Source organism: Rhodoferax sp. SPJ21, assembly GCF_058216335.1.
Genome location: NZ_JBYZMO010000002.1, coordinates 56,396 through 80,301, shown reverse-complemented (window position 1 = coordinate 80,301; position 23,906 = coordinate 56,396). Strand labels below are relative to the sequence as shown.

Below are 23,906 nucleotides of genomic sequence, written 5' to 3'. Positions count from 1 at the left end.
GGGGGGGCTGTGCCCGTCTTGTCTCTGGCTACATTTCTACAAGCATTTAAGGCCTGTGGCGCAGGTTTTGTCTGCGCGGCTAGCTATCAAATAAATAGCTGATAGTTTAGGGGGGGGAGGGCGGTGCGTCGCCCGACCGGAGGCTGCCGGGCCGCATTGCGCTCTGCGCAGGCCATGCACTGGGCTCCAGCGACACCACCAGGCGCTTGCGGGCAATGGCCTGCTGCCCGGCGCTTAGCTGGGCATACAGCGGTTTGACAGCATCCAGCACATCTTCCCAGGCGGCGCTGCGGTTGTTGGCGCGGTCGATCTGCGCGCCTATGCTGGCAATCGGGTTGGCTTCTGCCAGCGGCGCGCGTACCGCCCAGCTGTTTTCATCCAGCATCAGGCGCTGCAGGGCCTGCGCGTAGCGCTCAAACAGCGGCAGCTGGGCCGGCACCAGCGCCAGTTCTTCCGGCAGGGTGCGCAGCCTTTCCTCGGCATACAGCTTGATCAGCATGCTGCCCGCCGGCTCGGTCGCGCTGGACGCGCATTTGCTGCTGTCCGACTCGCGCACCCCGGGTGGCCGGCCACCACCCATGCCGCCGGGGGTTTGGGCCCAGCTGCTGTGCACCGCCAGCAGGCCCAGCAAGGGCAGGCTGAGCCAGGTGCGGCGCGGGCGCATGGAAGGTCGCTGGGAGGCCGGGGCAAAGAGCTGCATCAATACACTTTCGGGCTGTGAATTCAGCCGCTGATGCTAGGCCGGCAGCCGTACGCTGCGTATGTCCTTCGGGTGAAAAACTGCAAAGCCCTATAAGCCAAATGGGCCTGTAGTGCAGGCGCTATGTGAGCGAGTGGCTATGAATAGTGTAGCAATTGGGCTTCGGGCAGTAGGACATCTACTACAGCGATTCGACGCCCTGTCCGCTGTGTGCGCAACCGACAGAAGAACACACTGACCGCAGCACTTTTGCCTGTTCACCAAGGATCTCCATGCGTTCACTTTTCAAGCTCAAATCTTCTCTCGCCATTGCCGCTCTGCTGGCTCTGCCGCTGGCCCAGGCTGCGAACATCAGCAAGGACGAATACGCCAGCGGCAAGACACGCGTTGGCGCCGAATACAAGACCGCCAAGGCCGCCTGCGACTCGCTGGCCGGCAACACCAAGGACATCTGCCAGGAAGAGGCCAAGGCCAAGCACAAGGTGGCCCTGGCGGACATGAAGTACAGCTACACCGGCAAGCTGTCTGACCGCACCAGTGCGCTGGAAACCAAGGCTGAAACCGAATACGCCGTCGCCAAAGAGAAGTGCGACGACAAGGCCGGCAATGACAAGTCGGTCTGCGTGAAGGAAGCCAAGGCCATCGAAGTCAAGGCCAAGGCGGATGCGCGCACCAACGAAAAGGTCAGTGACGTGAAGGCCGATGCAACGGCAGAAAAGCACGACGCCGACTACGACGTCGCAGCGCAGAAGTGCGACGTGCTGGCCGGCGACGCCAAGACCAGCTGTATCAGCGCTGCCAAGGCCAAGTTCGGCAAGAGCTGATGGCTATAAGCCAGGGGGCTTTTTAGGCCTCTGGCGCTTATGAAACAAGCGCGGACTGCTGTCAAAGTGATAGCAGTCCGTGTACTTATTTGTGCCGCTGCAGCCAGCCCAGCCCGGCCGATGTGCCGCCTGGCACCGCGCCGCGCTGCGCCCGGTACTCGCAGCCCACGTGGCCGGCATAGCCCAGCTGGTCCAGCAGGGTGAACAGGTAGTCGTGGTTGATCTCGCCCACATCCGGCTCATGCCGCTCGGGCACGCCTGCGATCTGGATGTGGCCGACCTGGCCGGTCGGCAGGTACTGGCGCAGCTTCATGGCCAGGTCGCCTTCCATGATCTGGCAGTGGTACAGGTCCATCTGCACCTTCAGGTTGGGTGCGCCTACCGAGGCCACGATGGCATGCGCCTGGGACTGGTGGTTCAGGTAGAAGCCGGGCATGTCGCGGGTGTTGATGGGCTCGATCAGCACGTCCAGCCCAGCGCTAGCGGCCTGCGCTGCGGCCCAGGCCAGGTTGGCCTCGTACACCGGGTGCAGGCTGTCACGCGTCTGGCCTTCGGGCAGCAAGCCGGCCATCACATGGATGCGCGGGCAGGCCAGGGCGCGGGCGTAGTCCAGCGCCTGGGCAAAGCCTTGGCGGAACTCGGCCTCGCGTCCCGGCAGGCAGGCGATGCCGCGCTCGCCCGCGTCCCAGTCACCGGGCGGCGCGTTGAACAGCACTTGCTGCAAGCCGTGCTGCTTGAGTTGTGCGGCGATGTCGCTGGCCGAGAAGGCGTAGGGGAACAGGTATTCCACCGCCTTGAAGCCATCGGCGGCGGCGGCGGCAAAGCGGTCCAGAAAAGCGTGCTCCTGGTAGAGCATGCTGAGGTTGGCGGCAAATTGGGGCATGGTGGCGGCAGCGGGTTACAGCATGGAGCTGGCCACCGGCCCCTGCTCTTCCAGCGCCATGCGGTTGCGTGGCAGGTACTGCGGGTAGTCGCGCTGCAGGTAGGCTACCAGGCCTTCGCGTACGTCGCAGCGCACGCGCCACAGCAGGTCGGCATTGGCGGCGGTGACTTCCAGGCGGATCTGCACGCCGTTGGCGGCGGTATCGGTCACGTCCAGCTTGCAGTGGCGGCCGTCCCAGGCGGGCGATGCCAGGCAGATGCGCTGGGCCTCGCGGCGCAGCGGCTCCATGGGCATGCCGTAGTCCACCCACAAAAATACCGTGCCGATCAGCTCCGGGTTGCGGCGCGACCAGTTCTGGAACGGGTTTTCAATGAACCACTGCAGCGGAATGATCAGGCGGCGCTGGTCCCAAATCTTCAACACCACGTAGGTGCCGGTGATCTCTTCCACCCGGCCCCATTCGCCCTGCACGATCAGCACGTCGTCTATGCGCAGCGGCTGGCCCAGTGCGATCTGCAGGCCGGCCAGCAAGTTGCCCAGCACCGGCCGCGCGGCGATACCCACCACCAGGCCGACCACGCCGGCCGAGGCCAGCAGGCTGGCGCCAAACTGGCGGGCACCGGGGAAGGTCATCAGGATCGACGCCAGCCCGGTGACCAGGATGCCGAACACCAGGGTGTTGGCCAGCACCCGGGCCTGGGTGTGCACGCGGCGGGCGTTGAGGTTGTCCTCCACCTGCAGCGGGTGCATGGCGATCAGGCCCTTGGTGGTGCCGCGCACCACGCGCAGGCCCAGCCAGGTCAGGCAGGCCAGCAGCAGCAAGACGTTGGCGTGGCGCACGCCGGCAATCAGCGGGAAGTCGGGTGGTGCCACCTGCCACACCGCCTGCAGGGCTAGCAGCGGCAGCACGAAGCGGGTAGGCGCTTTGCACTCCCCGGCAATCGTCGACGCCATGGGCATGGTGCGCGTGACCCGCCGCACCAGGGCCACGCCGACGGTGTGCAGTACCAAAGCCAGCACCAGCACTACGCCCGCCGCGAGCAAAATGCGCAGCGCCGAGTCGTCGGCCCAGGCTATTAAATGGCTCACCCCCAGGCTCCACGCTGCGCCCCGGAATCGGCGGACGCCGAGAACGCAATTCCGCCAACCCCCCTCGCATCGGTTTGCAAAAACCGATGCGACACGCAGGGGGCGAACCCAGTGGCCCGGCCGAGCCGGTTCCACGGGTTCCTGGTGTGCGTGCCGTTGTGCCCGATACGGATTGGTTGCTCGACAAGCTGCATGGCGTTCAAGCGGTGCGGGGCTTGACCAGCGCGGCGGCCTGCTTGGCGCGGGTGCGGGCGACTTCCACGTCGGCGTCAAAGGCCAGTGCCACGCCCATGCGGCGCTTGACAAAGCTCTCGGGCTTGCCGAACAGGCGGATGTCGGTGTTGGGCACGCGCAGTGCCTCGGCCACGCCGTCGAACACGATGCCCTGGGCGTCCACGCCGCCGTAGATCACCGCGCTGGCGCCCGGGCTCTTCAGTGCAGTGTTCACCGGCAGGCCCAGGATGGCGCGGGCGTGCAGCTCGAACTCGTTTTGCCACTGGGTGCACAGCGTGACCATGCCGGTGTCGTGCGGGCGGGGGCTGACCTCGCTGAACCAGACTTCATTGCCCTTGACGAACAGCTCCACGCCGAACAGGCCCTGGCCGCCCAGGTTGTCGGTCACGGCCTTGGCGATCTGGCGCGAGCGCTGGATGGCAGGCAGCGGCATGGGGTGGGGCTGCCAGCTTTCCACGTAGTCGCCGCTGACCTGGATGTGGCCGATGGGGTCGCAGAAATGCGTTTCCACCTTGCCATCGGCGCCCAGGGCGCGCACGGTGAGCTGGGTGATTTCGTAGTCGAAGTCGATAAAGCCTTCGACGATGACGCGGCCGTGGCTGACGCGGCCGCCGGCCATGGCGTAGTCCCAGGCGGTCTTCACATCGGCCGGGCCGCTGATCTTGCTCTGGCCTTTGCCCGAGCTGCTCATCACCGGCTTGACGATGCAGGGGTAGCCGATCTTGCTGTCGATGGCGGCCTGCAGCTCGTCCAGCGAGTCGCAGAACACATACGGGCTGGTGGGTAGGCCCAGGGTTTCGGCGGCCAGGCGGCGTATGCCTTCGCGGTCCATGGTCAGGCGGGCGGCGCGGGCCGTGGGGATCACGCGCACGGTGCCGGCGGCTTCCAGCTCTTCCAGCATGGGGGTGGCGATGGCTTCAATTTCGGGCACCACCAGGTCGGGCTTTTCGGCCTCGATCAGCGCCTTCAGCTGCGCCGGGTCGCTCATGGTGATGGTGCGGGCGTGGTGGGCCACCTGCTGGCCAGGGGCGTTTTCGTAGCGGTCTACCGCAATGGTTTCCACGCCCAGGCGCTGCAGGGCGATCAGCACCTCCTTGCCGAGCTCGCCGGAGCCGAGCAGCATGACTTTGGTGGCAGAGGGGGACAGGGGGGTACCGAAGGTGGTCATGGGGAAATCCGTACAGAGAAAAAGGGCAGGGCGCGGACGCGCTGGTGGCCGGGATGGCGGAATTTACCGCATATATGGCCCGATAGACTCCCCTTTATGGGCTTTCCTGCGCGGCCGGCTTGTGGCCCAATCGCGGTCCCAGCCTTGCGCATCTTCCTACCTCCGTACTATCCATGAAGACTCGTTACTCTTTTGGCTTTGCCGTGTTGTTAACCTGCAGCGGCCTGGCGGCCCAGGCGCAGATCTGGATCGGCCAGACCGCCGGCTTCTCCGGCGCGGTGGCTGCGGGGGTGAAGGAAACCACCGACGGCGCCAAGCTGTACCTTGACCGCGTCAACGCCAAGGGCGGAGTGGCCGGCCAGAAGATCGAGCTGATCTCCATGGACGACAAGTTCGACACCCAGCAGGCGGTGGAAAACGCCCGCGCGCTGATCGAGGAAAAGAACGTGGTGGCCCTGTTCCTGACCCGTGGCACGCCGCATACCGAGGCCATCATCCCGCTGCTGGAAAAACACCGCGTGCCGCTGGTGGGGCCGTCCTCCGGCGCCATGGTGCTGCACCAGCCGGTGCGCAAATATGTGTTCAATGTGCGGGCCACCTACCAGCGCGAGGCCGAGAAGGCGATCGCCCAGCAGGTCAGCAGCGGCTTCACCAAGATCGCCCTGGTCTACACCGACGACAGCTTTGGCCTGGACGGCCTGGCCGGCGCACAAAAAGGCCTGCAGACCGCCAAGCTGGCGCCCAGCGGCGAATACAAGTTCGACCGCAGCAAACCCGATTTCTCGAAGATTGCACCGGCGGTGGCGCAGTCGGGCGCGCAAACCGTGTTGCTGGTGGCTTCGGGTGGCGCCACGGCGGAGGCCATCCACGCGTTGAGGGCGGCCGGCAGCAATGCCCAGTTTGTGACCCTGTCGAACAACGCCTCGGCCGGTTTCATTGCCAGCCTGGGGGCGAATGCGCGTGGCGTCATCGTCAGCCAGGTGTTTCCGCAGTCGCCGTCCTACGGTCTGGTGAAGGAATGCGCCGAGCTGTCCCGCGCCAAGGGCCTGGGCGACCCCAGCCCGGCCATGCTGGAAGGCTTTACCGCTGCCAAGGTGCTGGTCGAGGGGCTGCACCGCAGTGGCGGTAAACCCACACGCGAGCGCTTGCAGGCGGCGCTGGAGGGCTTGACCAAGTTCGACCTGGGCGGCCTGGAGCTGAGTTACAGCCCCACCGACCATTCCGGCCTGGACTTTGCCGACCTGGCCATCATTGGTATGGACGGAAAATTTAAACGCTAGGTACGTCGCTTACGCGATGCTGCAAGCCGTATCGAACGGCAGGCGCGGGCCGCGTGGGTAGGTGCTACCTACTTCGCCATAGCCCAGGTTGACCAGGAAATTGGCCTTGAAGCGGCCGTCGGGGAAGAACTGCTCGTTCACCTTGGTGGCGTCAAAGCCGCTCATGGGGCCGCAGTCCAGCCCCAGCTGGCGTGCCGCGATGATCAGGTAAGCGCCTTGCAGCGAGCTGTTGCGGAAGGCCGTGGCTTCGGCCATTGCGGCGTTGTTTTCGAACATGGGCTTGGCGTCCATGACCGGGAACTGCTCTGGCAGGTGGTCGTAAAAGCGGGTGTCCAGGGCCACGATGGCGGTGACCGGGGCGGCCATGGTCTTGTCGGCATTGCCCGGTGCCAGCGCCAGCTTCAGCTTGGCTTTGGCTTCGGGGGTACGCACAAAGACCAGGCGTGCAGGCTGGCAGTTCATCGAGGTCGGCCCCCACTTGGCCAGCTCGTACAGCTGGTGCAGGATGGCATCCGTCACCGGCTGGTCGGTGAATTTGCTGAAGGTGCGGGCGTTCAAAAAGCTTTGTTCCAGGGCGGCTGCGGGCAGGGGAGTGGACATGGTTTTCCTTGGGTTGGTGGGCTAGGGTTGCTATTGATTCAGTAGCTGCCAGCGCAGGTATTGCCTGCGCTGGAGGCCTATTTTCTCTAAATTTTGCAAGCTGCGCAGAGCCGGCCCCTAGCGCTGCTTCACCCGGCGCTGCGAGCTGCGCGCATGCGGTAGCCAGCCGTGCCAGTTCCAACGCGCCCACATCAGCAGGCCGCGCACCCATTCGTCGGCCGCATAGGCAATGAAGATGCCCGGCAGGCCGAAGTTGCGGCCCATGATGTACGAGCCCGCGCCCAGCACCAGAAAGAACGAGCCCAGGCTGGCCGCCACTGGGTAGATCACGTCGCCGGTGGCGCGCAGGGCGCCGGTGATGATCAGGTTGAAGGCGCGGCCGGTCTCTAGCGCTACGGCAATCCACAGCAGGGTGTGGGCGGCCTCGATCACATGCACATCCTTGGTGAAGACGCGCATCAGCCAGGGCGAGGCCAGTGCCGCCATCAGCGCCATGCCCCCTGAGGCCATGATGCCGTTGCGCAGGCCCTTGCGCACCAGCATGTGGGCCTGCGTGAACTGGCCTGCGCCGACCAGTCGGCCCACCATGATCTCGCAGGCCCAGCCAATCGCCAGGCTGATCAGCAGCACATAGCGCAGCAGCTGCAGGGTGTAGGCATGGGTGGCCAGGGCTGCCACGCCCAGGCGCGCCGCGCTGGCCAGCGACACCATGAAGGCCACCCGGTAGCCCAGCTCGGCACTGGCGCCCGGCACGCCGATGCGCAGCACTGGCGCCAGCATGCGCGGTTGCAGCACCCACCAATGGCGGGCGCTGGGTACCAGGTCCATACGCTTGCGCCACAGTATCAGGTGCAGCGCCAGGCCCAGGGCCCGGCTGATCAGTAGCGCCACCGCAAAGCCGTACAGGCCCAGGCCTTCCCAGGGCCCCATGCCCAGCATCAGCGGCACGGCCAGTGCCAGGTGCGTGCTGTGCATCACCACCATCACCTTCAGCGAGTCGCGCACATGCAGGTGCGCGCGCAGGATGGAGGCCATGGTCAGGTTGTAGCCGTCCAGCAGCGCGGCCGGTGCCAGTAGTTGCAGATAGGGACTGACCAGGGGCAGAATTTCGTCGGGCGCGTTCAGCAGGTCCAGGATGGCGTCGTTGCCCAGCACCAGAATGGCAACCACCAGCGCGCCGGCCCAGGTGCATGCGCCCAGCCCGGCCAGCGCGGTGCGCCGCACCAGTTCCAGCTGCTTGCCGCCCAGCAGCTGGGTGATGACCACGCCCATGCCGATGGCCAGCACGCGGAACACCACATACAGCGACTCCAGCACCTGGTTTGCCAGGCCCAGGCTGCCGGCTGCGCCGTCCGAGGTGTGCGATGCCAGCCACAGGCCGCCGATGACCACGGTGTAACCCAGTAAAAACTCCCCAAAGATGGGGCCGGCTACGGCATTCAGCCGGGGGCGTTCTATGAAGTTCATGCGGTGCGGTGCTTGGCAGCGGGTGGCAGGCGGCGGTGCACCATTATTGGAGCGATAAGTGCGAGCGTCAGACTATTTTTTCAAAATTCATAGCACTTCTGTGTGCGCTTGCAACATGCTGGCGGCCTTCTCGGCCAGCATGGCCACAGCGCCCTGGGTGGGGCCGCCCACGGTGCTGGGCATGACCGCTGCGTCCACCACCCGCAGGCCCTGCATGCCGTGCACCCGCAACTGACTGTCCACCACGTCCAGCGGGCCGTTGCCCATGCGGCAGCTGCCCACCGGGTAGCCCGCGGCAGTGGCATGGTCGCGGATCAAGTATTCGGTTTGCAATTCGCCCTGCTGCGCGGCCGAGCGGCGGGTTTCGCGCGCACCCAGGGCCGCCATGGCCGGCTGGGCGGCAATGTGGCGCAGCAGGCCCAGGCCGCGTTGCAGGCATTCCACGTCCTCGCGTTCGCCCAGCAGGTGCGGGTCCAGGCGTGGCGCCAGGAACGGGTCTTTGCCTTCCAGCAGCACCGTGCCTCGGCTGCGCGGGCGCAGCACCGTGGCCTGCAGGGTGAAGCCCAGGCCGGGCAGGATCTGGCGGCCATGGTCCAGCAGCTTGGCGCAGCCCAGGCCCAGCTGCAGGTCGGGGATGGCTTCGTCGGGCCGGCTTTTCACGTAGCCGCCGGCCTCCAGCAGGTTGCTGGTCAGCGGGCCGCTGCGGGTCTGGCGCCACTGCCAGGCGGCCCGCGCCAGGCGCAGCAGACCGGTGGGGGAGAGGCCCAGCAGGTCTTTGACGCGGGGTGCGTCGAACACCAGGGCTACCGTGGCCTGGTCGTGCAGGTGCAGGCCCACGCCGGGCAGGGCGTGGCGGGTGGCGATGCCATTCGCCACCAGATGCGCGTGCGGACCTATGCCGGACAGCATCAGCAGCTGTGGCGAGTGGTAGGCCCCGGCGCACAGCAGCACCTCGCCCTGGGTGTGTAGCTGCTGCAGCAGGCCGTCCTGCGCAAACTCCACGCCGGTGGCACGCGCGCCGCGCAGCAGCACGCGGGTGCAGTGCGCGTGGGTGAAAAGGTGCAGGTTGCTGCGCTGCAGCTGTGGCAGTACATAGGCCGCCGCCGTGCTGCAGCGCTCGCCCGCGCGGCGCAGCACCTGGTGCAGGCCTATGCCTTCGGGCTGCGGGTTGTGGAAGTGCGGCAGGTGCGGCCAGCCGGCCTGGCCGGCGGCGTCCACAAAGGCCTGGCTACAGGCCTGGGCGGGCGCCGCGTCGGCAATGGCCAGCGTGTCCTCCACGCGCTGAAGGAAGGGCCGCAGGTCGGCAAAGCCCCAGCCGAGGTTGCCCTCAGCGGCCCACTGGTCGTAGTCGCTGGGGTGACCCCGGCTGTAGAGCATGGCGTTGCTGGCACTGGCGCCGCCCAGCATGGGGGCGTGCGGCAGCTTGGCTACGCGGCCATTCAATCCCGGCTGGGGTGTGCTGTGCAGGCCTGTACGGCGCGCTAACAATGGCGCGGCGGCGGGGCAGCGCGACAGCAGGCTGGCGTCCAAGGGGCCGGCTTCTATCAGCGCCACGTTGACCTGCGGGTCTTCGCTCAGGCGGGCGGCCAGTACGCAGCCTGCGGTGCCGCCGCCGATGATGATGTAGTCGAACATGGAGATGGCGCAGCTTCTGCTTATTCAGTGCTTCTATGATGGCGGCAACCTTAAGGATGCTCTGCAAAACTCAAGCGAGGATGTGGTAGTGCGGATCGGGATGGGATGCAAGGCGCATTTTGCGGCCAATAGCCATAGCTATTGGCAAGAAATGCAACGCCGCAGACCGCCCGAGGCCGTGCTGCCACAGACCGCTGGGAGTTTTGCAGAGCGTCCTTAACCCATCTGCTCTTCAATTACCTATCTGTCAGGAGTTTGCTATGACCAGCACTTTCAACATCAGCACGGTCGGCGTCGTCGGCGCCGGCACCATGGGCAACGGCATTGCGCAGACCTGCGCGGCGGCGGGGCTGAGCGTGGTGATGGTCGATATTTCCGACGAAGCCGTGGCCAAGGGCCTGGCCACCATCGCCGGCAGCCTGGACCGGCTGATCAAGAAGGAAAAGCTCACGCCCGCCGACAAGACAGCCATCCTGGCGCGCATCCAGGGCTCGACCCGCTACGAAGACTTCCAGTCCGCCCAGCTGGTGATCGAGGCCGCTACCGAGAACTACGCGCTCAAAGTCAAGATCGTGCAGCAGCTCGATGCGCTGCTGGCGCCCGAGGTGCTGATTGCCTCCAACACCTCGTCCATCTCCATCACCAAGCTGGCGGCGGTGACGAAGCGGCCAGACCGCTGCATCGGCATGCACTTCTTCAACCCGGTGCCGCTGATGGCCCTGGTGGAAATCATCCGTGGCCTGCAGACCAGCGACGCCACCCATGATGCGGTGCACGCCATGGCGCTGGCGCTGGGCAAGACCCCGATCACCGTGAAGAACGGCCCTGGCTTTGTGGTGAACCGCGTCCTCATGCCCATGGTGAACGAGGCCTTCTTCGTGCTGGCCGAGGGTGTGGCCACGCCGGAAGACATCGACGCCGGCATGACCCTGGGCTGCAACCAGCCCATCGGTCCGCTGGCGCTGGCCGACATGATTGGCCTGGATGTGTGCCTGGCGGTGATGGAGGTGTTCCTCAACGAGTTTGGCGACAGCAAATACCGCCCCAGCCCGCTGCTGAAAGAAATGGTGGCGGCCGGCCGGCTGGGCCGCAAGACCAAGCAGGGCGTCTACACCTACTGATGGCGGGCATGCGGGTATTGCCGGTATTACCGATATTTCGTGATGCGCGGGTGGCGGACGCCACCCGGCTGTGTGCCGCCGAGCGCAGCACGGCCGCTGCGGCCGCCGGCCGGTTGATTGCCGAACCCGAGGAACTGCTGGTGGCCAGCTTTCAGAAACGTATCGCCTTCCTGGCTGAAGGTGCTGGAGGGCGTGGCAAATACCTGGTGGCCGAGGTGGACGGCCGCATGGTCGGCCATGCCAGCCTGATGCCCTTGCCCCGCCGCAACATCGCCCATGTGGTCACGCTGGACATCTGCGTGCACCCCGGCCAGTCGCGGCGCGGCTATGGCAAAGCCTTGCTGAGCGCGCTGGTGGACTGGGCACGCCAGCGCCCCGAGGTGCGCAAGATTGAGCTCTGGGTACGCGCCAGCAACCACCCCGCCATCGCCCTGTACCAGGGCATGGGCTTCGTGGAGGAGGGCCGGCTGCGCGAGCATGTACGGGTGGCCGATGGCGTGTATGTCGATGATGTGTGCTTTGGCTTGTCGGTGGCTTGATACAACTTTTTGCAATTAAGTTGCGAGCAATTTAATTGCTCGCTATAATTCAACCCATGGCACACACAGAACCCACCACTTACACAGCGTCCGAGATGCTGCAACTGGACAACCAGCTGTGTTTTGCGCTGTATTCCACTTCGCTGGCCATGACCAAGATGTACAAGCCCCTGCTGGACAAGCTGGAGCTGACCTACCCCCAGTACCTGGTGATGCTGGTGCTATGGCAAAACGACGGTTTGATGGTGTCTGCCCTGGGCGAGCGCCTGTTCCTGGACTCCGGCACGTTGACCCCGCTGCTCAAGCGCATGGAAACGGCCGGCTGGTTGACCCGCCAGCGCGACGCGCAAGACGAGCGCCGCGTCACCATACGCCTGACATCTGCCGGACGTAGCCTGCAGGCCCAGGCCGAAAAAATACCCGGCTGCATCCTGGATGCCAGCCAGTGCGCCCTGCCCGAATTGATTTCACTCACGCAGCAAGTACAGGCCCTGCGCGAGCGACTGACGAGTTTTCGCGCCTGACACACCCGTTTTTTCACCCACCCCTAAAGGAAACACCATGGTTACCAAACTCGACAAAGTGCTCTACACCGCCCACGCCCACACCACCGGCGGCCGCGAAGGCAAGTCAGTCAGCGACGACGGCAAGCTCAGCGTGACCCTGGCTCCCCCACCAGCCCTGGGTGGCAATGGCAACGGCACCAACCCCGAGCAGCTGTTCGCCGCTGGCTACTCCGCCTGCTTCATGGGCGCCATGAAGCACGTGGCCGGCATGAAGAAGATCAGCGTGCCCGCTGACGCCAGTATTGACGCCAGCATCGACATCGGCCCCATCCCCGCCGGCTTCGGCATCGCTGCCCAGCTGAAGATCAGCCTGCCCGGCATGGACCGCGCCGTCGCCCAGGACCTGATCGACACCGCCCACGGCGTGTGCCCTTACTCCAACGCGACCCGTGGCAACATCGAAGTCACTTTGACTCTGGTCTGAACTAGGCTCACCCCCAGGCTCCACGCTGCGCGTTTCCGCCAACCCCCTCGTATCGGTTTGAAAAACCGATACGACACGCAGGGGGCGAACCCGACGGCCCGGCAAAGCCGGTTCCGTGGGTTCCTGCGAAGGGGCTTGCTGCGCTCGCCTGGTGGCAGTGCGTTAGTTCTCTAAAAAGCCCGCGCCATACCCATGGCGTGGGCTTTTTGTTTTGCAGCGGTGACAATCAAAGCATGTCCACCCCCCATGCTTCCTCCAACGCCGCCCACCCTTACGAAACGCTCACCCCCGACGTGGTGATGGACGCGCTGGCCAGCGTCGGCCTGTATGGCGACGGCCGGCTGATGGCGCTCAGCTCGTACGAGAACCGGGTCTACCAGTTGCACCTGGAAGACGGCAGTGCGGTGGTGGCCAAGTTCTACCGGCCCGGCCGCTGGAGCCAGGCGCAGATTCTGGAAGAGCACAGCTTTGCCGCCGAGTTGATGGAGGCCGAAATCCCCGCCGTAGGCCCGCTGGTGCTAGAGGGCCGCACCCTACACGACTTTGCCGGCTTTGCCTTCAGCGTCAGCCCGCGCCGGGGTGGCCGCCCACCCGAGCTGGACGACTTCGAAGTGCTGGAGTGGATAGGCCGCTTCCTGGCGCGCATCCACACCGTGGGCGCCAAAAAAGCCTTTGTGCACCGCCCCGCGCTGGACCTGCAAAGCTTCGGCATCCACTCGCGCGACTGGCTGCTGAAGCATGAGATCGTGCCGCTGGACGTGCAAGGCGCCTGGCACAAGGCCTGCAATGAAGCTCTCGATTTGATAGCTGCCAGCGCACTACCTACAAGCGCTGGAGGCATAAAAGACACTGACGCCAAAATCCTGCGCCTGCACGGCGACTGCCACCCCGGCAACATCCTTTGGACGCCCACCGACGGCGCTAATGGCGGCCCGCACTTTGTGGACCTGGACGACGCCCGCACCGGCCCGGCCGTGCAAGACCTGTGGATGCTGCTCAGCGGCGACCGCGCCCAGCGCACCGGCCAGCTCAGCGGCCTGGTCGACGGCTACGAGCAGTTCCGCAGCTTTGACCGGCGCGAGCTGGCACTGATCGAGCCGCTGCGCACCCTGCGCCTCATCCACTACAGCGCCTGGCTGGCCCGGCGCTGGAGCGACCCGACCTTCCCCATCAACTTTCCTTGGTTTGGCAGCAGCGACTACTGGACCGGCCAGGTGAACATGCTGACCGAGCAGATCGAGGCCATGCAGGAAGAGCCGCTGTACGTGTAAATACCGGGGCAGGGCGGCCAAAATGTTGCGTCCATTTGTAACCGCAGTGCCATACTGCGGAAAGAGACAACCCGTTGCGGCACACCTGCCCTTGTATTCCTTGACGTTATGGCCGACCTGATACCACCCACCCCGGCCCCCAGCGACGCACCAGCGCCCGGCACGGACCACGGCACCTTGCTGGCCCTGCTGGCGCGCATGCGCCTGCAAAGCGACTTTCCGGCCATGTCGGACTCCATCATCCGCATCCAGGGCATGGCCAGCTCCGAGACCGAAAGCGTGGGCAGCGTCACCAATGAAATTTTGAAAGATGTGGCGCTGACCAACAAGCTGCTGCGCCTGGTCAACAGCGCGCACTTCGCAGCGCGCGGCGGCAGCATCAGCACCGTGTCGCGGGCCGTCAGCCTGGTGGGCTTCAACGGCATCCGCAATATGGCGCTCAGCCTGGTGCTGCTGGAGCACATGCGCGACAAGGTCCATGCCAGCCTGCTGAAGGAAGAGTTCGTGCGCTCGCTGATGGCCGGCGCCATCGCCAGCGAGCTGTGCACCGCGTCCAACGAGAGCGAAGAAGCCTTCATCGGCGCCATGTTCCAGAACTTGGGCCGCATGCTGGCCGAGCTGTACTTCCCGCAGGAGGCGCGCGCCGTGCGCAGCCTGCTGGCCGCGCCGCAGCAGCACCTGACCGAAGCCGCCGCATCCACCAGCGTGCTGGGCCTGAGCTTTGAAGCGCTGGGCGTGGGCGTGGCCCAATCCTGGGGCTTGCCCGAGGGCATGCGCCGCTGCATGCGCAAACCCGGCGGTGAACCTCCCCTGCGCCCGCCTGTCGGCCTGGAGGAGCGGCTGCGTTGGATCGCCACTGCTGCCAACGACATCGCCGACACCCTGCAGCGCGCCGACCCCAAAGACCTGCCGGTACGCCTGGCCCTGCTGTCGCGCCGCTACGCCAAAACCCTGGGCCTGAGCCCGGAAGCGGTACAAAAGGCCACGCTGCTGGCCCGCAAAAAGCTGATTGAAATGGCCGATGCCATGGAGATCCAGCTGCCGGCCAGCTCGGGCTCGGCCCAGCTGCTGAAGACGCCCAGCGACGACAGCATCCTGCCCACCGAAGACTTCACCGACACTTTGGCCCCGATGGCGCTGCAAGCCACCCCTGTGGAACCGGCCGAGGCGACCGCCGCTGCGCCAGAGCCCAGCGCCGCCGACATCCTGACCGCCGGCATCCTGGACATCACCCACGCCATGGTGGAAGACTTCAAGCTCAGCGACGTGCTGCGCATGATCCTGGAAACCATGTTCCGCGCCATGCGCTTTCAGCGCATCATCTTCTGCATGCGCGACACCAAGACCGACGCGCTGACCGGCCGCTTCGGCCTGGGCGAGGGCGTGGAAGCCCTGGCCAAATCCTTCCACGTGCCGCTCAAGGCGAGCGACAACCCCGACCTGTTCTCCGCCGTCTGCCTCAAAGGCGCCGACACCCTGATTAACGACGCCACGGAAGCCCGCATCGCCGAGCGCCTGCCCGCCTGGTACCGCCAGCAGTTCCACGCCCCTACCTTTCTGCTGCTGCCCCTGGCCATCAAAGGCCGGCCGCTAGGCCTGGTTTACGCAGACACCGCCCAGCCCGGTGGCCTGGTGGTGGACGAAAAAGAGCTGGCCCTGCTACGCACCCTGCGCAACCAGGCGGTGATGGCGTTCAAGCAGTCGGCGTAATGGCTTAGCTGGAGTTGCTATCTATTTTGTAGCTGCTGGCGCAGGTAATATATGCGCTAGAGGCCTAAAACATCCATTATTCTGCGCAGATCACGCCGCCACCCAGGCACACCTCGCCGTCGTACAGCACGGCCGACTGGCCGGGCGTCACGGCCCATTGCGCGTCGGGAAACTGCAGTGCAAAGCCGTCGGCGCTGGCGCTGGTCAGCGTGCAGGGCGCGTCCGCCTGGCGGTAGCGGCTCTTGGCGGCGTAGGCGCCGGGTGTGGGCGCATGGCCGGCGACCCAGCTGGCGTCGTCTGCGGTCAGCTGGTGCGACTGCAGCCAGGGGTGGTCGTGGCCTTGCACCACCCACAGGGTGTTGCGTTCCATGTCCTTGCGGGCCACAAACCAGGGCGCGTGCTCGCCGCCGCCGCGTAGTGCGCCTTTTTCCTTGATGCCGCCAATCCCTAAGCCCTGGCGCTGGCCCAGGGTGTAGAAGCTCAGGCCCACATGCTTGCCCAGCACACGGCCTTTTTCGTCCTTGATGGGGCCCGGTTCCTTGGCGATGTAGCGGTTCAGAAAGTCGCGGAACGGCCGCTCGCCGATGAAGCAGATGCCGGTGGAATCTTTCTTGGCGGCGTTCGGCAGCGCCATCTCGGCGGCGATACGGCGCACCTCGGTCTTGTGCAGCTCACCCACCGGGAACAGCGTTTTGCTCAGCTGCGCCTGGTTCAGACGGTGCAGAAAGTAGCTTTGGTCCTTGCCCGGGTCCAGGCCCTTGAGCAGTTGGAACTGGCTGCCCACCTCACGCACACGGGCGTAGTGGCCGGTGGCGATCTTCTCGGCGCCCAGGCGGATGGCGTGGTCCAAGAAGGCCTTGAACTTGATCTCGGCGTTGCAGAGTATGTCGGGGTTGGGTGTGCGGCCGGCCTGGTATTCGCGCAGGAATTCGGCGAACACGCGGTCTTTGTATTCGGCGGCGAAGTTGACGTGCTCGATCTCGATGCCGATCACATCGGCCACGGCGGCTGCGTCCACGAAGTCGATGTTCGACGAGCAGTACTCGCTGTCGTCATCGTCCTCCCAGTTTTTCATGAAGATGCCGATGACCTCGTAGCCTTGCTTTTTCAGCAGATAGGCGCTGACGGCCGAATCCACGCCGCCGCTCAAGCCGACCACCACCCGTTGTTTGCTGTGTGTTCCCATGGCTCGATTGTAAAAACCTGGGGCGCACCGTACAGGCCGGCGCCGCAGTGGCGCTAGACTGGCAAGGGTCTTACTTCAAAAATCGTAGCGCCTTGCGCAGGCGCTGATTGCGCTAGAGGTCTTTTTTATGAAAATCTGTATTTACGGTGCCGGCGCCATCGGCGGCTGGATGGGCGCACGCCTGGCGGCCCAGGGCGCGCAAGTGAGCGTGCTGGCGCGTGGTGCCACGCTGCAGGCGCTGCGCACGCATGGCCTGCGCCTGCAGCAGGACGGCAGCCTGTTGCAGATGCCCGTGCAGGTGGCCGACAACGCCGCCGCCCTGGGCGTGCAAGACCTGGTGGTGGTCGCCGTCAAAGCCCCTGCACTGGCAGAGGTGGCGCGCGGCATCGCCCCGCTGCTGGGGCCGCACACCGTGGTGCTGACGGCGATGAACGGCGTGCCGTGGTGGTTCTTCCAGGGCTTTGGCGGTGCTTACCAGGGCACACCGCTGCACGCCGTGGATGCCTCGGGCGCGATTGCGGCGGCCATACCGGCAGAGCAACTCATTGGTTGCGTGGTGCACGCAGGCACGTCCGTGCCTGAGCCCGGCCTGGTGCAGCACCATTTCGGCAACAAGCTGATCCTGGGCGAGCCGGCCGGCGGGCGCAGCCCACGGGTGCAGCAGCTGGCGGAGTTGCTCACGCGCGCGGGTTTCGAGGCTCCGGTGTCCGACTGCATCCAGAAAGACATCTGGTTCAAGCTGTGGGGCAATATGACCGTCAACCCGGTGAGCGCTCTGACCGGAGCCACCACCGACCTGATCATGGCCGACCCGCTGGTCTGCGGCTTCACCACCCGGGTGATGCTGGAGGCCAAGGAGATCGGCCTGCGGCTGGGTATTCCCATCGACCAGCAGCCGGAGGACCGCCACGCCATCACCCGCAAGCTGGGGGCTTTCAAAACCTCGATGCTGCAGGACGTGGAGGCCGGCAAATCTGTGGAGCTGGACGCGCTGGTGACGGCGGTGCAGGAGCTGGGCCGGCTGACCGGTGTGGACACCCCGTTCATGGATGCACTATTGGGCATGGCCCGCTTGCACGCGCGGGTGCGGGGCCTGTACCCGGGGGCCTAGCTTATTTCGGGCGCGGTGTACACCAGGTCCAGCGGGTAACGCCGCCCGGCCAGGTAGTCCTCCACGCAGCGCAGCAGCAGGGGGCTGCGGTGGCGGGCAGTGCTGGCGCGGATCTCGTCGGGCGTCATCCACAGGGTACGCACAATGCCACGGTCCAGCTTGCGCTGCGGCTGCAGGGCACCCAGGTCGCCGCAGAAGGCAAAGCGCAAATAGGTCGTGGTTTCCTGCGTACTGGCGTTGCGCAGCTGGGCCTGGTAGATGCCGACCAGGGCCGTGGGGGTGAACCGGTAGGTGGTTTCCTCCAGTGCTTCGCGCGCGCAGGCGTCCACCAGCGATTCACCCGACTCTAGGTGGCCAGCCGGATTGTTCAGGCGCAGGCCTTCGGGGGTGTGCTCTTCCACCAACAGGAAGCGGCCGTTGTGTTCGACCACGGCGGCCACCGTGACACTGGGTTTCCATCTGCTTTTCATGCACCGCATTATGCGGACTGGCTGTCGCCTGGGCGTCGGCGCGTCTGGCAGGCCTGCCAAACTCAGTTAAGCTAGCCGGCAGAAGACATTCACTTTGGCGAAATTCCGCGAAAAGTATGGATGTACACCATCCCTGATTCCATCCAGAGGAGACATATATGCTGATTGGCGTACCCGCCGAAACAGCGACCGGCGAGACCCGCGTTGCTGTCACCCCCGAAACCGCCAAAAAGCTCAAAGCCCAGGGCCACACGGTGCGCATCCAGTCGGGAGCCGGCGTGGCCGCCAGCGTGACGGACGAGGCCTACCAGGCCGCCGGCGCTGAGATCACCGACGCAGCCGGCGCTCTGGCCTGCGACCTGGTGCTCAAGCTGCGCAGTCCCTCTGAATCCGAATTGACGCAAATGCGCCCCGGCAGCGCCCTGGTCGGCATGCTCAATCCCTTTGATGCCGAAGGCCTGCAACGTCTGGCCGCTGCCGGCCTGACCAGCTTTGCCCTGGAAGCCGCCCCCCGCACCAGCCGTGCGCAAAGCATGGACGTACTCTCCAGCCAGGCCAACATCGCCGGCTACAAGGCCGTCATGATGGCCGCCGACAAATACCAGCGCTTCTTCCCCATGCTGATGACCGCCGCCGGCACCGTCAAGGCTGCGCGCGTCGTCATCCTGGGCGTCGGCGTCGCCGGCCTGCAAGCCATCGCCACCGCCAAGCGCCTCGGCGCGGTGATCGAAGCCAGCGACGTACGCCCCAGCGTCAAGGAACAGGTCGAGTCTCTAGGCGGCAAATTCATCGAAGTTTCTTACGACACGCCGGAAGAGAAAGAAGCCGCAGTTGGTGTCGGCGGCTACGCCAAGCCCATGCCGCCGAGTTGGTTGGCGCGCCAGCAGGTCGAAGTGGCCAAGCGTGTCGCACTGGCCGACGTGGTGATCTCCACAGCGCTGATCCCTGGCCGAGCCGCTCCCACGCTGATCACCGAGGACATGGTCAAAAGCATGAAGCCCGGCTCCGTCATCGTCGACATCGCCGCAGGCAAGGGCCCGAACGGTGGCGGCAATTGCCCACTGTCCGAAGCCAACAAGACCGTGGTCAAGCACGGCGTGACCCTGATTGGCGAAACCAATCTGCCCGCCCTTGTCGCAGCCGACGCCTCGGCCCTGTATGCCCGTAACGTGCTGGACTTCCTCAAGCTCGTCCTGACCAAGGAGGGCACGCTGAACGTGGACCTGGCCGACGACATCGTGGCCGCCTGCCTGGTTACGCAGGGTGGTGAAGTCAAGCGCAAGTAAAGAAACAAGGAGACAAGAGCATGGACATACTTTCCCACACGGTCACCAACCTGATCATCTTCGTACTGGCCATCTACGTGGGCTACCACGTGGTCTGGACAGTGACCCCGGCGCTGCACACCCCGCTGATGGCGGTGACCAATGCCATTTCCGCCATCGTCATCGTCGGCGCCATGCTGGCTGCTGCGCTGACCGAAACCGGCCTGGGTAAAACTATGGGCGTGCTGGCCGTGGCGCTGGCGGCGGTGAATGTGTTCGGCGGCTTTATGGTCACCCGGCGCATGCTGGAGATGTTTAAGAAGAAGGATAAGAAGGCGCCCGCCAAGGAGGCAGCATGAGCCTGAACCTTGTCACCCTGCTGTACCTGTTCGCCAGCGTCTGCTTCATCCAGGCGCTCAAGGGCCTGTCGCATCCCACGACATCTATCCGGGGTAATGTCTTCGGCATGCTGGGCATGGCGGTGGCGGTGCTCACCACCATCGCGTTGATCTTCAAGCTGGCCGGCCAGATGGGCGTGGACGGCGGCACCGGCATTGCCTGGGTGCTGGGCGCACTGGTGGTCGGCGGTAGCGTCGGCACGCTGATGGCCAAGCGCGTCGAGATGACCAAGATGCCCGAGCTGGTCGCCTTCATGCACAGCATGATTGGCCTGGCGGCGGTGTTCATCGCCGTAGCGGCTGTGGCCGAGCCCTGGGCGTTTGCGATTGTGGAAAAGGGTGGACTAATTCCCGGCGGCAACCGTATCGAACTGGCGCTGGGTGCCTTCATTGGCGCGGTGACCTTCAGCGGCTCGGTGATTGCATTTGGCAAGCTCAGCGGCAAGTACAAGTTCCGCCTGTTCCAGGGCACGCCGGTCAGTTTTGCTGGCCAGCACAAGCTGAACCTGGTGCTGGGCCTGGCGGCGGTGTTCTTTGTGTTCGGCTTCTGGCATTCGCAAAGCTGGCTCGACATCTGCCTGGTGATCGCGCTGGGCTTCCTGCTGGGCGTGCTGCTGATCATCCCCATCGGTGGTGCAGACATGCCAGTGGTGGTGTCCATGTTGAACAGCTATTCCGGCTGGGCTGCGGCCGGCATCGGCTTCAGCCTGAACAACAGCATGCTGATCATTGCCGGTAGCCTGGTGGGCTCCAGCGGTGCCATCCTGAGCTACATCATGTGCAAGGCCATGAACCGCTCGTTCTTCAACGTGATCGGCGGCGGCTTTGGCGGCGATGCGGCAACTGCATCAGCCGGCGCGGCTGTGCAGCGCGCGGTGAAGAGCGGCAGTGCCGATGATGCGGCGTTTGTGCTGGGCAATGCCGAAACCGTGGTCATCGTGCCCGGCTACGGCCTGGCCGTGGCGCGGGCCCAGCACGCGGTGAAAGAGCTGGCGCAAAAGCTCACGGCAAAGGGTGTGAACGTCAAATACGCCATCCACCCGGTGGCCGGGCGTATGCCGGGTCACATGAACGTGCTGCTGGCCGAGGCTGAAGTGCCGTACGACCAGGTGTTTGAGATGGAAGACATCAACGGCGAATTCGGCCAGGTGGACGTGGCCATCATCCTGGGCGCCAACGACGTGGTGAACCCAGCCGCGCATGTGAAGGGCAGCTCCATCTACGGCATGCCCATCCTGGAGGCCTATAAAGCCAAGACCATCATCGTCAACAAGCGCAGCATGGCCGCCGGCTATGCGGGGCTGGACAATGAGCTGTTCTACATGGACAAGACCATGATGGTGTTTGGGGATGCCAAAAAGGTGGTTGAGGATATGGTCAAAGCCATTGAGTAGGTGGGCGACGCTGCCTTTTTTTGTATTTTTCAAGGAATGTGAATGACCGAGCGCATTTGGCTCAACAGCTACCCACCGGGCGTACCCGCTGACATAGATCCGGCTTGCTACCCCTCTTTGCAGGCGCTGATCGAGGAGAGCTTCCAGAAGTATGCCGACCGCACGGCCTACAGCTTCATGGGCAAGGACTTGCGCTACAGCGAGACCGATGCGCTGAGCCGCAAGTTCGCCGCCTATCTGCAGGGCCTGGGCCTGGTCAAGGGCGACCGCGTGGCGGTGATGATGCCCAATGTGCCTCAGTACCCTGTGGCCGTAGCGGCCCTGCTGCGGGCCGGTCTGGTGCTGGTCAACGTGAACCCGCTGTACACCCCGCGCGAGCTGGAGCACCAGCTCAAGGACTCGGGCGCCAAGGCCATCGTGATCCTGGAGAACTTCGCCGCCACGCTGGAGCACTGCATTGCCGCCACGCCGATCCAGCATGTGGTGCTGTGCGCCATGGGTGATCAGCTAGGGCTGCTCAAGGGCGCGCTGGTCAACTACGTGGTGCGCAAACTCAAGAAGCTGGTGCCACCCTTCCAGCTGCCGGGCGCTGTGCGCTTCAATGCGGCACTGGAAAAGGGCAGCCAAGGTGTTTTCAAACCAGTGCCGGTGCAGCACGACGATGTGGCCGTGCTGCAGTACACCGGTGGTACCACCGGCGTGTCCAAGGGCGCTGTGCTGCTGCACCGCAATGTGATCGCCAATGTGTTGCAGTCCGAGGCCTGGAACCAGCCGGTGATGGACGCCGTGCCGGCCGACGAACAGCCCACCAGCGTCTGCGCGCTGCCGCTGTACCACATCTTCGCTTTTACCGTGGGCATGATGCTGTCCATGCGCACCGGCGGCAAGCTGATCCTGATCCCGAATCCGCGCGACCTCAAGGCCGTGCTGAAGGAGCTGTCGCAACACCGCATCCACAGCCTGCCGGCGGTGAATACGTTGTTCAACGGCCTGGCCAATCACCCCGACTTCAACACCGTGGACTGGAGCCATTTGAAGGTGTCCATCGGCGGCGGCATGGCGGTGCAGGCGGCCGTGGCCAAGCTCTGGCTGGAGAAGACCGGTTGCCCCATCACCGAAGGCTACGGGCTGAGCGAAACCTCGCCCACCGCCAGCTGCAACCCGCCCACCAGCAAGTCCTACAGCGGCTCGATTGGTGTGCCCCTGCCCAGCACCTATTTCAAGCTGCTGGACGATGCGGGTGTGGAGGTGCCCATGGGCCAGCCGGGCGAGATTGCCATTAAAGGTCCGCAGGTCATGGCCGGCTACTGGCAGCGCCCGGACGAAACGGCGTCGGCCATGACGGCCGACGGCTATTTCAAAACCGGCGACATCGGCACCATGGATGAGCGCGGTTACTTCAAGATCGTGGACCGCAAAAAGGACATGGTGCTGGTCAGTGGCTTCAACGTCTACCCGAACGAGGTGGAGGATGTGGTGTCGGCCATGCCCGGGGTGCTGGAATGCGCCTGCGTGGGCGTGCCGGACGAAAAGACCGGTGAAGCCGTGAAGCTGGTGATCGTCAAGAAGAACCCCGAGCTGACCGAAGCCCAGGTGCGCGAATACTGCAAGTCCAAGCTCACCGGCTACAAGCAGCCGCGCGTGATCGAGTTCCGTACCGAGCTACCGAAGACCCCGGTAGGCAAGATACTGCGTCGCGAGTTGCGCGCCAAGGCATGATCTGACATGACCTTGGCCATCTTGAGTGCCCTGGCAGAAGAGCAGCAGGGCATCTTCGAGCAGCTGGAGCAGCCCCGGCGTGTGCACCACGCGGGGCGTGCATTTGGTTTGGGCGTCTGGTACGGCCAGCCCGTGGTGCTGGCGCTGTCGCGCATAGGCAAGGTGGCCGCGGCCACCACGGCCACGGCGCTGATCGAGAAATTCCAGGTCAGCCGCATCGTCTTTACCGGCGTGGCTGGTGGCGTAGGCGAGGGCGTGCAGGTGGGGGATGTGGTGGTGGCCCGCGACTTCATCCAGCACGACATGAACGCCGCACCGCTGTTTCCCACCTTCGAAATACCGCTTTATGGCCAGTCCCGCTTTGTCTGTGATCCGGCGCTGAATGCTATGCTTTTGGAAGCTGCCTTCGCAGGTATCACCTGCGCTAGCGGCCTTTTTTATTTAAATGCGTCCAAACCCCAGGTGCACCAAGGCCTGGTGGCCAGCGGTGACCGTTTCGTTTCTGCTGCCACTGAAGTGCAGCGCTTGCAAGCTGCTTTGCGCGACGCCGGCCATGAGGCCTTGGCCGTGGAAATGGAAGGCGCCGCCGTGGCCCAGGTCTGCCATGACTACGGCATCCCATTCGCCGCCATGCGCACCATCTCCGACCGCGCCGACGACAGCGCGCATGTGGACTTCCCCGAGTTCGTCCGCACCGTAGCCAGCCGCTACGCGCAGGCCATCCTCACAGAGTTCGTGCAGCGTTTGTGATCACCCTGGGTGCCAAGGCCTGAACGGATCTTTCCAGGGACACTGCGGGACCGGCTTTGCCGGACCGCTGGTGTCGCCCCCTGCAAGGGGGAGCCGCAGCGA

Annotated in this window: 23 protein-coding genes; 14 read left to right on the top strand and 9 right to left on the bottom strand. The window is 64.9% G+C overall.

The features are described from left to right. Positions 1-106: 106 nt before the first annotated feature. Positions 107-700, bottom strand: a complete 594-nt coding sequence (locus AC4BBN_RS08125; RefSeq protein WP_490591485.1) for a hypothetical protein — start codon at positions 698-700, stop codon at positions 107-109. 272 nt (positions 701-972) lie between these two features. On the opposite strand from AC4BBN_RS08125, the gene AC4BBN_RS08120 reads away from it, so the two are divergent. Then, complete coding sequence (locus tag AC4BBN_RS08120) at positions 973-1,524, top strand: hypothetical protein (protein ID WP_490591484.1); 552 nt, start codon at positions 973-975, stop codon at positions 1,522-1,524. 85 nt (positions 1,525-1,609) lie between these two features. Here the strand turns inward: AC4BBN_RS08120 and otnI are convergent, their stop codons facing one another. From otnI to purT, 3 genes are all read right to left on the bottom strand, one after another. Then, positions 1,610-2,407 (bottom strand): 2-oxo-tetronate isomerase, encoded by a 798-nt coding sequence (gene otnI, locus AC4BBN_RS08115; RefSeq protein ID WP_490591483.1) that lies wholly within the window; start codon positions 2,405-2,407, stop codon positions 1,610-1,612. A 15-nt stretch (positions 2,408-2,422) separates the two neighbouring features. After that, a complete protein-coding gene (locus tag AC4BBN_RS08110; RefSeq protein ID WP_490591482.1) occupies positions 2,423-3,496 on the bottom strand; it encodes a mechanosensitive ion channel family protein in 1,074 nt (357 codons plus the stop codon). A 199-nt stretch (positions 3,497-3,695) separates the two neighbouring features. Continuing rightward, positions 3,696-4,898, bottom strand: coding sequence for a formate-dependent phosphoribosylglycinamide formyltransferase (purT, locus tag AC4BBN_RS08105; protein ID WP_490591481.1), 1,203 nt, complete (start codon positions 4,896-4,898; stop codon positions 3,696-3,698). 173 nt (positions 4,899-5,071) lie between these two features. Here purT and AC4BBN_RS08100 point away from each other — a divergent pair, with 173 nt between their 5' ends. Beyond that, positions 5,072-6,178 carry an ABC transporter substrate-binding protein gene (locus tag AC4BBN_RS08100; RefSeq protein WP_490591480.1) on the top strand — a complete coding sequence of 369 codons (1,107 nt, stop codon included), beginning with the start codon at positions 5,072-5,074 and terminating at the stop codon, positions 6,176-6,178. Between the two features lie 9 nt (positions 6,179-6,187). Here the strand turns inward: AC4BBN_RS08100 and AC4BBN_RS08095 are convergent, their stop codons facing one another. From AC4BBN_RS08095 to AC4BBN_RS08085, 3 genes are all read right to left on the bottom strand, one after another. Then, the gene (locus tag AC4BBN_RS08095; protein ID WP_490591479.1) at positions 6,188-6,778 is read right to left on the bottom strand and encodes a malonic semialdehyde reductase; all 591 of its coding nucleotides are present in this window, start codon (positions 6,776-6,778) and stop codon (positions 6,188-6,190) included. 117 nt (positions 6,779-6,895) lie between these two features. After that, positions 6,896-8,245: an MATE family efflux transporter gene (locus AC4BBN_RS08090; RefSeq protein WP_490591478.1), complete on the bottom strand. Its 1,350-nt coding sequence runs from the start codon at positions 8,243-8,245 to the stop codon at positions 6,896-6,898. Between the two features lie 87 nt (positions 8,246-8,332). Next, positions 8,333-9,880, bottom strand: coding sequence for a GMC family oxidoreductase (locus AC4BBN_RS08085; RefSeq protein ID WP_490591477.1), 1,548 nt, complete (start codon positions 9,878-9,880; stop codon positions 8,333-8,335). Positions 9,881-10,140: 260 nt separating this feature from the next. Here AC4BBN_RS08085 and AC4BBN_RS08080 point away from each other — a divergent pair, with 260 nt between their 5' ends. The 6 genes from AC4BBN_RS08080 to AC4BBN_RS08055 all read left to right on the top strand — a co-directional run bounded on the left by AC4BBN_RS08080 (position 10,141) and on the right by AC4BBN_RS08055 (position 15,511). Further along, positions 10,141-11,001, top strand: coding sequence for a 3-hydroxybutyryl-CoA dehydrogenase (locus AC4BBN_RS08080; RefSeq protein WP_490591476.1), 861 nt, complete (start codon positions 10,141-10,143; stop codon positions 10,999-11,001). An 8-nt stretch (positions 11,002-11,009) separates the two neighbouring features. Then, positions 11,010-11,540: a GNAT family N-acetyltransferase gene (locus tag AC4BBN_RS08075; RefSeq protein ID WP_490591475.1), complete on the top strand. Its 531-nt coding sequence runs from the start codon at positions 11,010-11,012 to the stop codon at positions 11,538-11,540. Between the two features lie 56 nt (positions 11,541-11,596). Continuing rightward, positions 11,597-12,064: a MarR family winged helix-turn-helix transcriptional regulator gene (locus AC4BBN_RS08070; RefSeq protein ID WP_490591474.1), complete on the top strand. Its 468-nt coding sequence runs from the start codon at positions 11,597-11,599 to the stop codon at positions 12,062-12,064. 37 nt (positions 12,065-12,101) lie between these two features. Then, on the top strand, positions 12,102-12,530 hold the full coding sequence (locus AC4BBN_RS08065) for an organic hydroperoxide resistance protein (protein WP_490591473.1): 429 nt from the start codon (positions 12,102-12,104) through the stop codon (positions 12,528-12,530). A gap of 233 nt (positions 12,531-12,763) precedes the next feature. Next, a complete protein-coding gene (locus tag AC4BBN_RS08060) occupies positions 12,764-13,801 on the top strand; it encodes a serine/threonine protein kinase (protein WP_490591472.1) in 1,038 nt (345 codons plus the stop codon). A gap of 108 nt (positions 13,802-13,909) precedes the next feature. Beyond that, on the top strand, positions 13,910-15,511 hold the full coding sequence (locus AC4BBN_RS08055; RefSeq protein ID WP_490591471.1) for an HDOD domain-containing protein: 1,602 nt from the start codon (positions 13,910-13,912) through the stop codon (positions 15,509-15,511). 76 nt (positions 15,512-15,587) lie between these two features. On the opposite strand, the gene mnmA is transcribed toward AC4BBN_RS08055, so the two are convergent. Further along, positions 15,588-16,697 carry a tRNA 2-thiouridine(34) synthase MnmA gene (gene mnmA / locus AC4BBN_RS08050; protein WP_490591470.1) on the bottom strand — a complete coding sequence of 370 codons (1,110 nt, stop codon included), beginning with the start codon at positions 16,695-16,697 and terminating at the stop codon, positions 15,588-15,590. A gap of 127 nt (positions 16,698-16,824) precedes the next feature. On the opposite strand from mnmA, the gene AC4BBN_RS08045 reads away from it, so the two are divergent. Continuing rightward, positions 16,825-17,808, top strand: a complete 984-nt coding sequence (locus tag AC4BBN_RS08045; RefSeq protein ID WP_490591469.1) for a 2-dehydropantoate 2-reductase — start codon at positions 16,825-16,827, stop codon at positions 17,806-17,808. Here AC4BBN_RS08045 and AC4BBN_RS08040 read toward each other — a convergent pair. Further along, positions 17,805-18,278, bottom strand: coding sequence for an NUDIX hydrolase (locus tag AC4BBN_RS08040; protein ID WP_490591468.1), 474 nt, complete (start codon positions 18,276-18,278; stop codon positions 17,805-17,807). The genes AC4BBN_RS08045 and AC4BBN_RS08040 overlap by 4 nt on opposite strands. A gap of 158 nt (positions 18,279-18,436) precedes the next feature. Here AC4BBN_RS08040 and AC4BBN_RS08035 point away from each other — a divergent pair, with 158 nt between their 5' ends. The 5 genes from AC4BBN_RS08035 to AC4BBN_RS08015 are packed head-to-tail and all read left to right on the top strand — an operon-like array spanning position 18,437 to position 23,804. Next, positions 18,437-19,564, top strand: coding sequence for a Re/Si-specific NAD(P)(+) transhydrogenase subunit alpha (locus AC4BBN_RS08035; protein ID WP_490591467.1), 1,128 nt, complete (start codon positions 18,437-18,439; stop codon positions 19,562-19,564). Positions 19,565-19,584: 20 nt separating this feature from the next. Then, entirely contained in the window at positions 19,585-19,902 is a 318-nt protein-coding gene (locus AC4BBN_RS08030) for an NAD(P) transhydrogenase subunit alpha part 2 (protein ID WP_490591466.1), read from the top strand. Beyond that, the gene (locus AC4BBN_RS08025) at positions 19,899-21,335 is read left to right on the top strand and encodes an NAD(P)(+) transhydrogenase (Re/Si-specific) subunit beta (RefSeq protein WP_490591465.1); all 1,437 of its coding nucleotides are present in this window, start codon (positions 19,899-19,901) and stop codon (positions 21,333-21,335) included. Before AC4BBN_RS08030 ends, AC4BBN_RS08025 begins: the two co-directional genes overlap by 4 nt. 42 nt (positions 21,336-21,377) lie before the next feature. Continuing rightward, positions 21,378-23,054, top strand: a complete 1,677-nt coding sequence (locus AC4BBN_RS08020) for a long-chain-fatty-acid--CoA ligase (RefSeq protein WP_490591464.1) — start codon at positions 21,378-21,380, stop codon at positions 23,052-23,054. Between the two features lie 6 nt (positions 23,055-23,060). Beyond that, positions 23,061-23,804, top strand: a complete 744-nt coding sequence (locus tag AC4BBN_RS08015; protein WP_490591463.1) for a 5'-methylthioadenosine/adenosylhomocysteine nucleosidase — start codon at positions 23,061-23,063, stop codon at positions 23,802-23,804. The last annotated feature ends 102 nt before the right edge of the window (positions 23,805-23,906 follow it).

Excerpts from the sequence above, each read along its gene's own strand:
- AC4BBN_RS08125 (WP_490591485.1), bottom strand. The coding sequence starts at position 700 with ATGCAGCTCTTTGCCCCGGCCTCCCAGCGACCTTCCATGCGCCCGCGC.
- AC4BBN_RS08120 (WP_490591484.1), top strand. The coding sequence starts at position 973 with ATGCGTTCACTTTTCAAGCTCAAATCTTCTCTCGCCATTGCCGCTCTG.
- otnI (WP_490591483.1), bottom strand. The coding sequence starts at position 2,407 with ATGCCCCAATTTGCCGCCAACCTCAGCATGCTCTACCAGGAGCACGCT.
- purT (WP_490591481.1), bottom strand. The coding sequence starts at position 4,898 with ATGACCACCTTCGGTACCCCCCTGTCCCCCTCTGCCACCAAAGTCATG.
- AC4BBN_RS08100 (WP_490591480.1), top strand. The coding sequence starts at position 5,072 with ATGAAGACTCGTTACTCTTTTGGCTTTGCCGTGTTGTTAACCTGCAGC.
- AC4BBN_RS08095 (WP_490591479.1), bottom strand. The coding sequence starts at position 6,778 with ATGTCCACTCCCCTGCCCGCAGCCGCCCTGGAACAAAGCTTTTTGAAC.
- AC4BBN_RS08090 (WP_490591478.1), bottom strand. The coding sequence starts at position 8,245 with ATGAACTTCATAGAACGCCCCCGGCTGAATGCCGTAGCCGGCCCCATC.
- AC4BBN_RS08085 (WP_490591477.1), bottom strand. The coding sequence starts at position 9,880 with ATGTTCGACTACATCATCATCGGCGGCGGCACCGCAGGCTGCGTACTG.
- AC4BBN_RS08080 (WP_490591476.1), top strand. The coding sequence starts at position 10,141 with ATGACCAGCACTTTCAACATCAGCACGGTCGGCGTCGTCGGCGCCGGC.
- AC4BBN_RS08075 (WP_490591475.1), top strand. The coding sequence starts at position 11,010 with ATGCGGGTATTGCCGGTATTACCGATATTTCGTGATGCGCGGGTGGCG.
- AC4BBN_RS08070 (WP_490591474.1), top strand. The coding sequence starts at position 11,597 with ATGGCACACACAGAACCCACCACTTACACAGCGTCCGAGATGCTGCAA.
- AC4BBN_RS08065 (WP_490591473.1), top strand. The coding sequence starts at position 12,102 with ATGGTTACCAAACTCGACAAAGTGCTCTACACCGCCCACGCCCACACC.
- AC4BBN_RS08060 (WP_490591472.1), top strand. The coding sequence starts at position 12,764 with ATGTCCACCCCCCATGCTTCCTCCAACGCCGCCCACCCTTACGAAACG.
- AC4BBN_RS08055 (WP_490591471.1), top strand. The coding sequence starts at position 13,910 with ATGGCCGACCTGATACCACCCACCCCGGCCCCCAGCGACGCACCAGCG.
- mnmA (WP_490591470.1), bottom strand. The coding sequence starts at position 16,697 with ATGGGAACACACAGCAAACAACGGGTGGTGGTCGGCTTGAGCGGCGGC.
- AC4BBN_RS08045 (WP_490591469.1), top strand. The coding sequence starts at position 16,825 with ATGAAAATCTGTATTTACGGTGCCGGCGCCATCGGCGGCTGGATGGGC.
- AC4BBN_RS08040 (WP_490591468.1), bottom strand. The coding sequence starts at position 18,278 with ATGAAAAGCAGATGGAAACCCAGTGTCACGGTGGCCGCCGTGGTCGAA.
- AC4BBN_RS08035 (WP_490591467.1), top strand. The coding sequence starts at position 18,437 with ATGCTGATTGGCGTACCCGCCGAAACAGCGACCGGCGAGACCCGCGTT.
- AC4BBN_RS08030 (WP_490591466.1), top strand. The coding sequence starts at position 19,585 with ATGGACATACTTTCCCACACGGTCACCAACCTGATCATCTTCGTACTG.
- AC4BBN_RS08025 (WP_490591465.1), top strand. The coding sequence starts at position 19,899 with ATGAGCCTGAACCTTGTCACCCTGCTGTACCTGTTCGCCAGCGTCTGC.
- AC4BBN_RS08020 (WP_490591464.1), top strand. The coding sequence starts at position 21,378 with ATGACCGAGCGCATTTGGCTCAACAGCTACCCACCGGGCGTACCCGCT.
- AC4BBN_RS08015 (WP_490591463.1), top strand. The coding sequence starts at position 23,061 with ATGACCTTGGCCATCTTGAGTGCCCTGGCAGAAGAGCAGCAGGGCATC.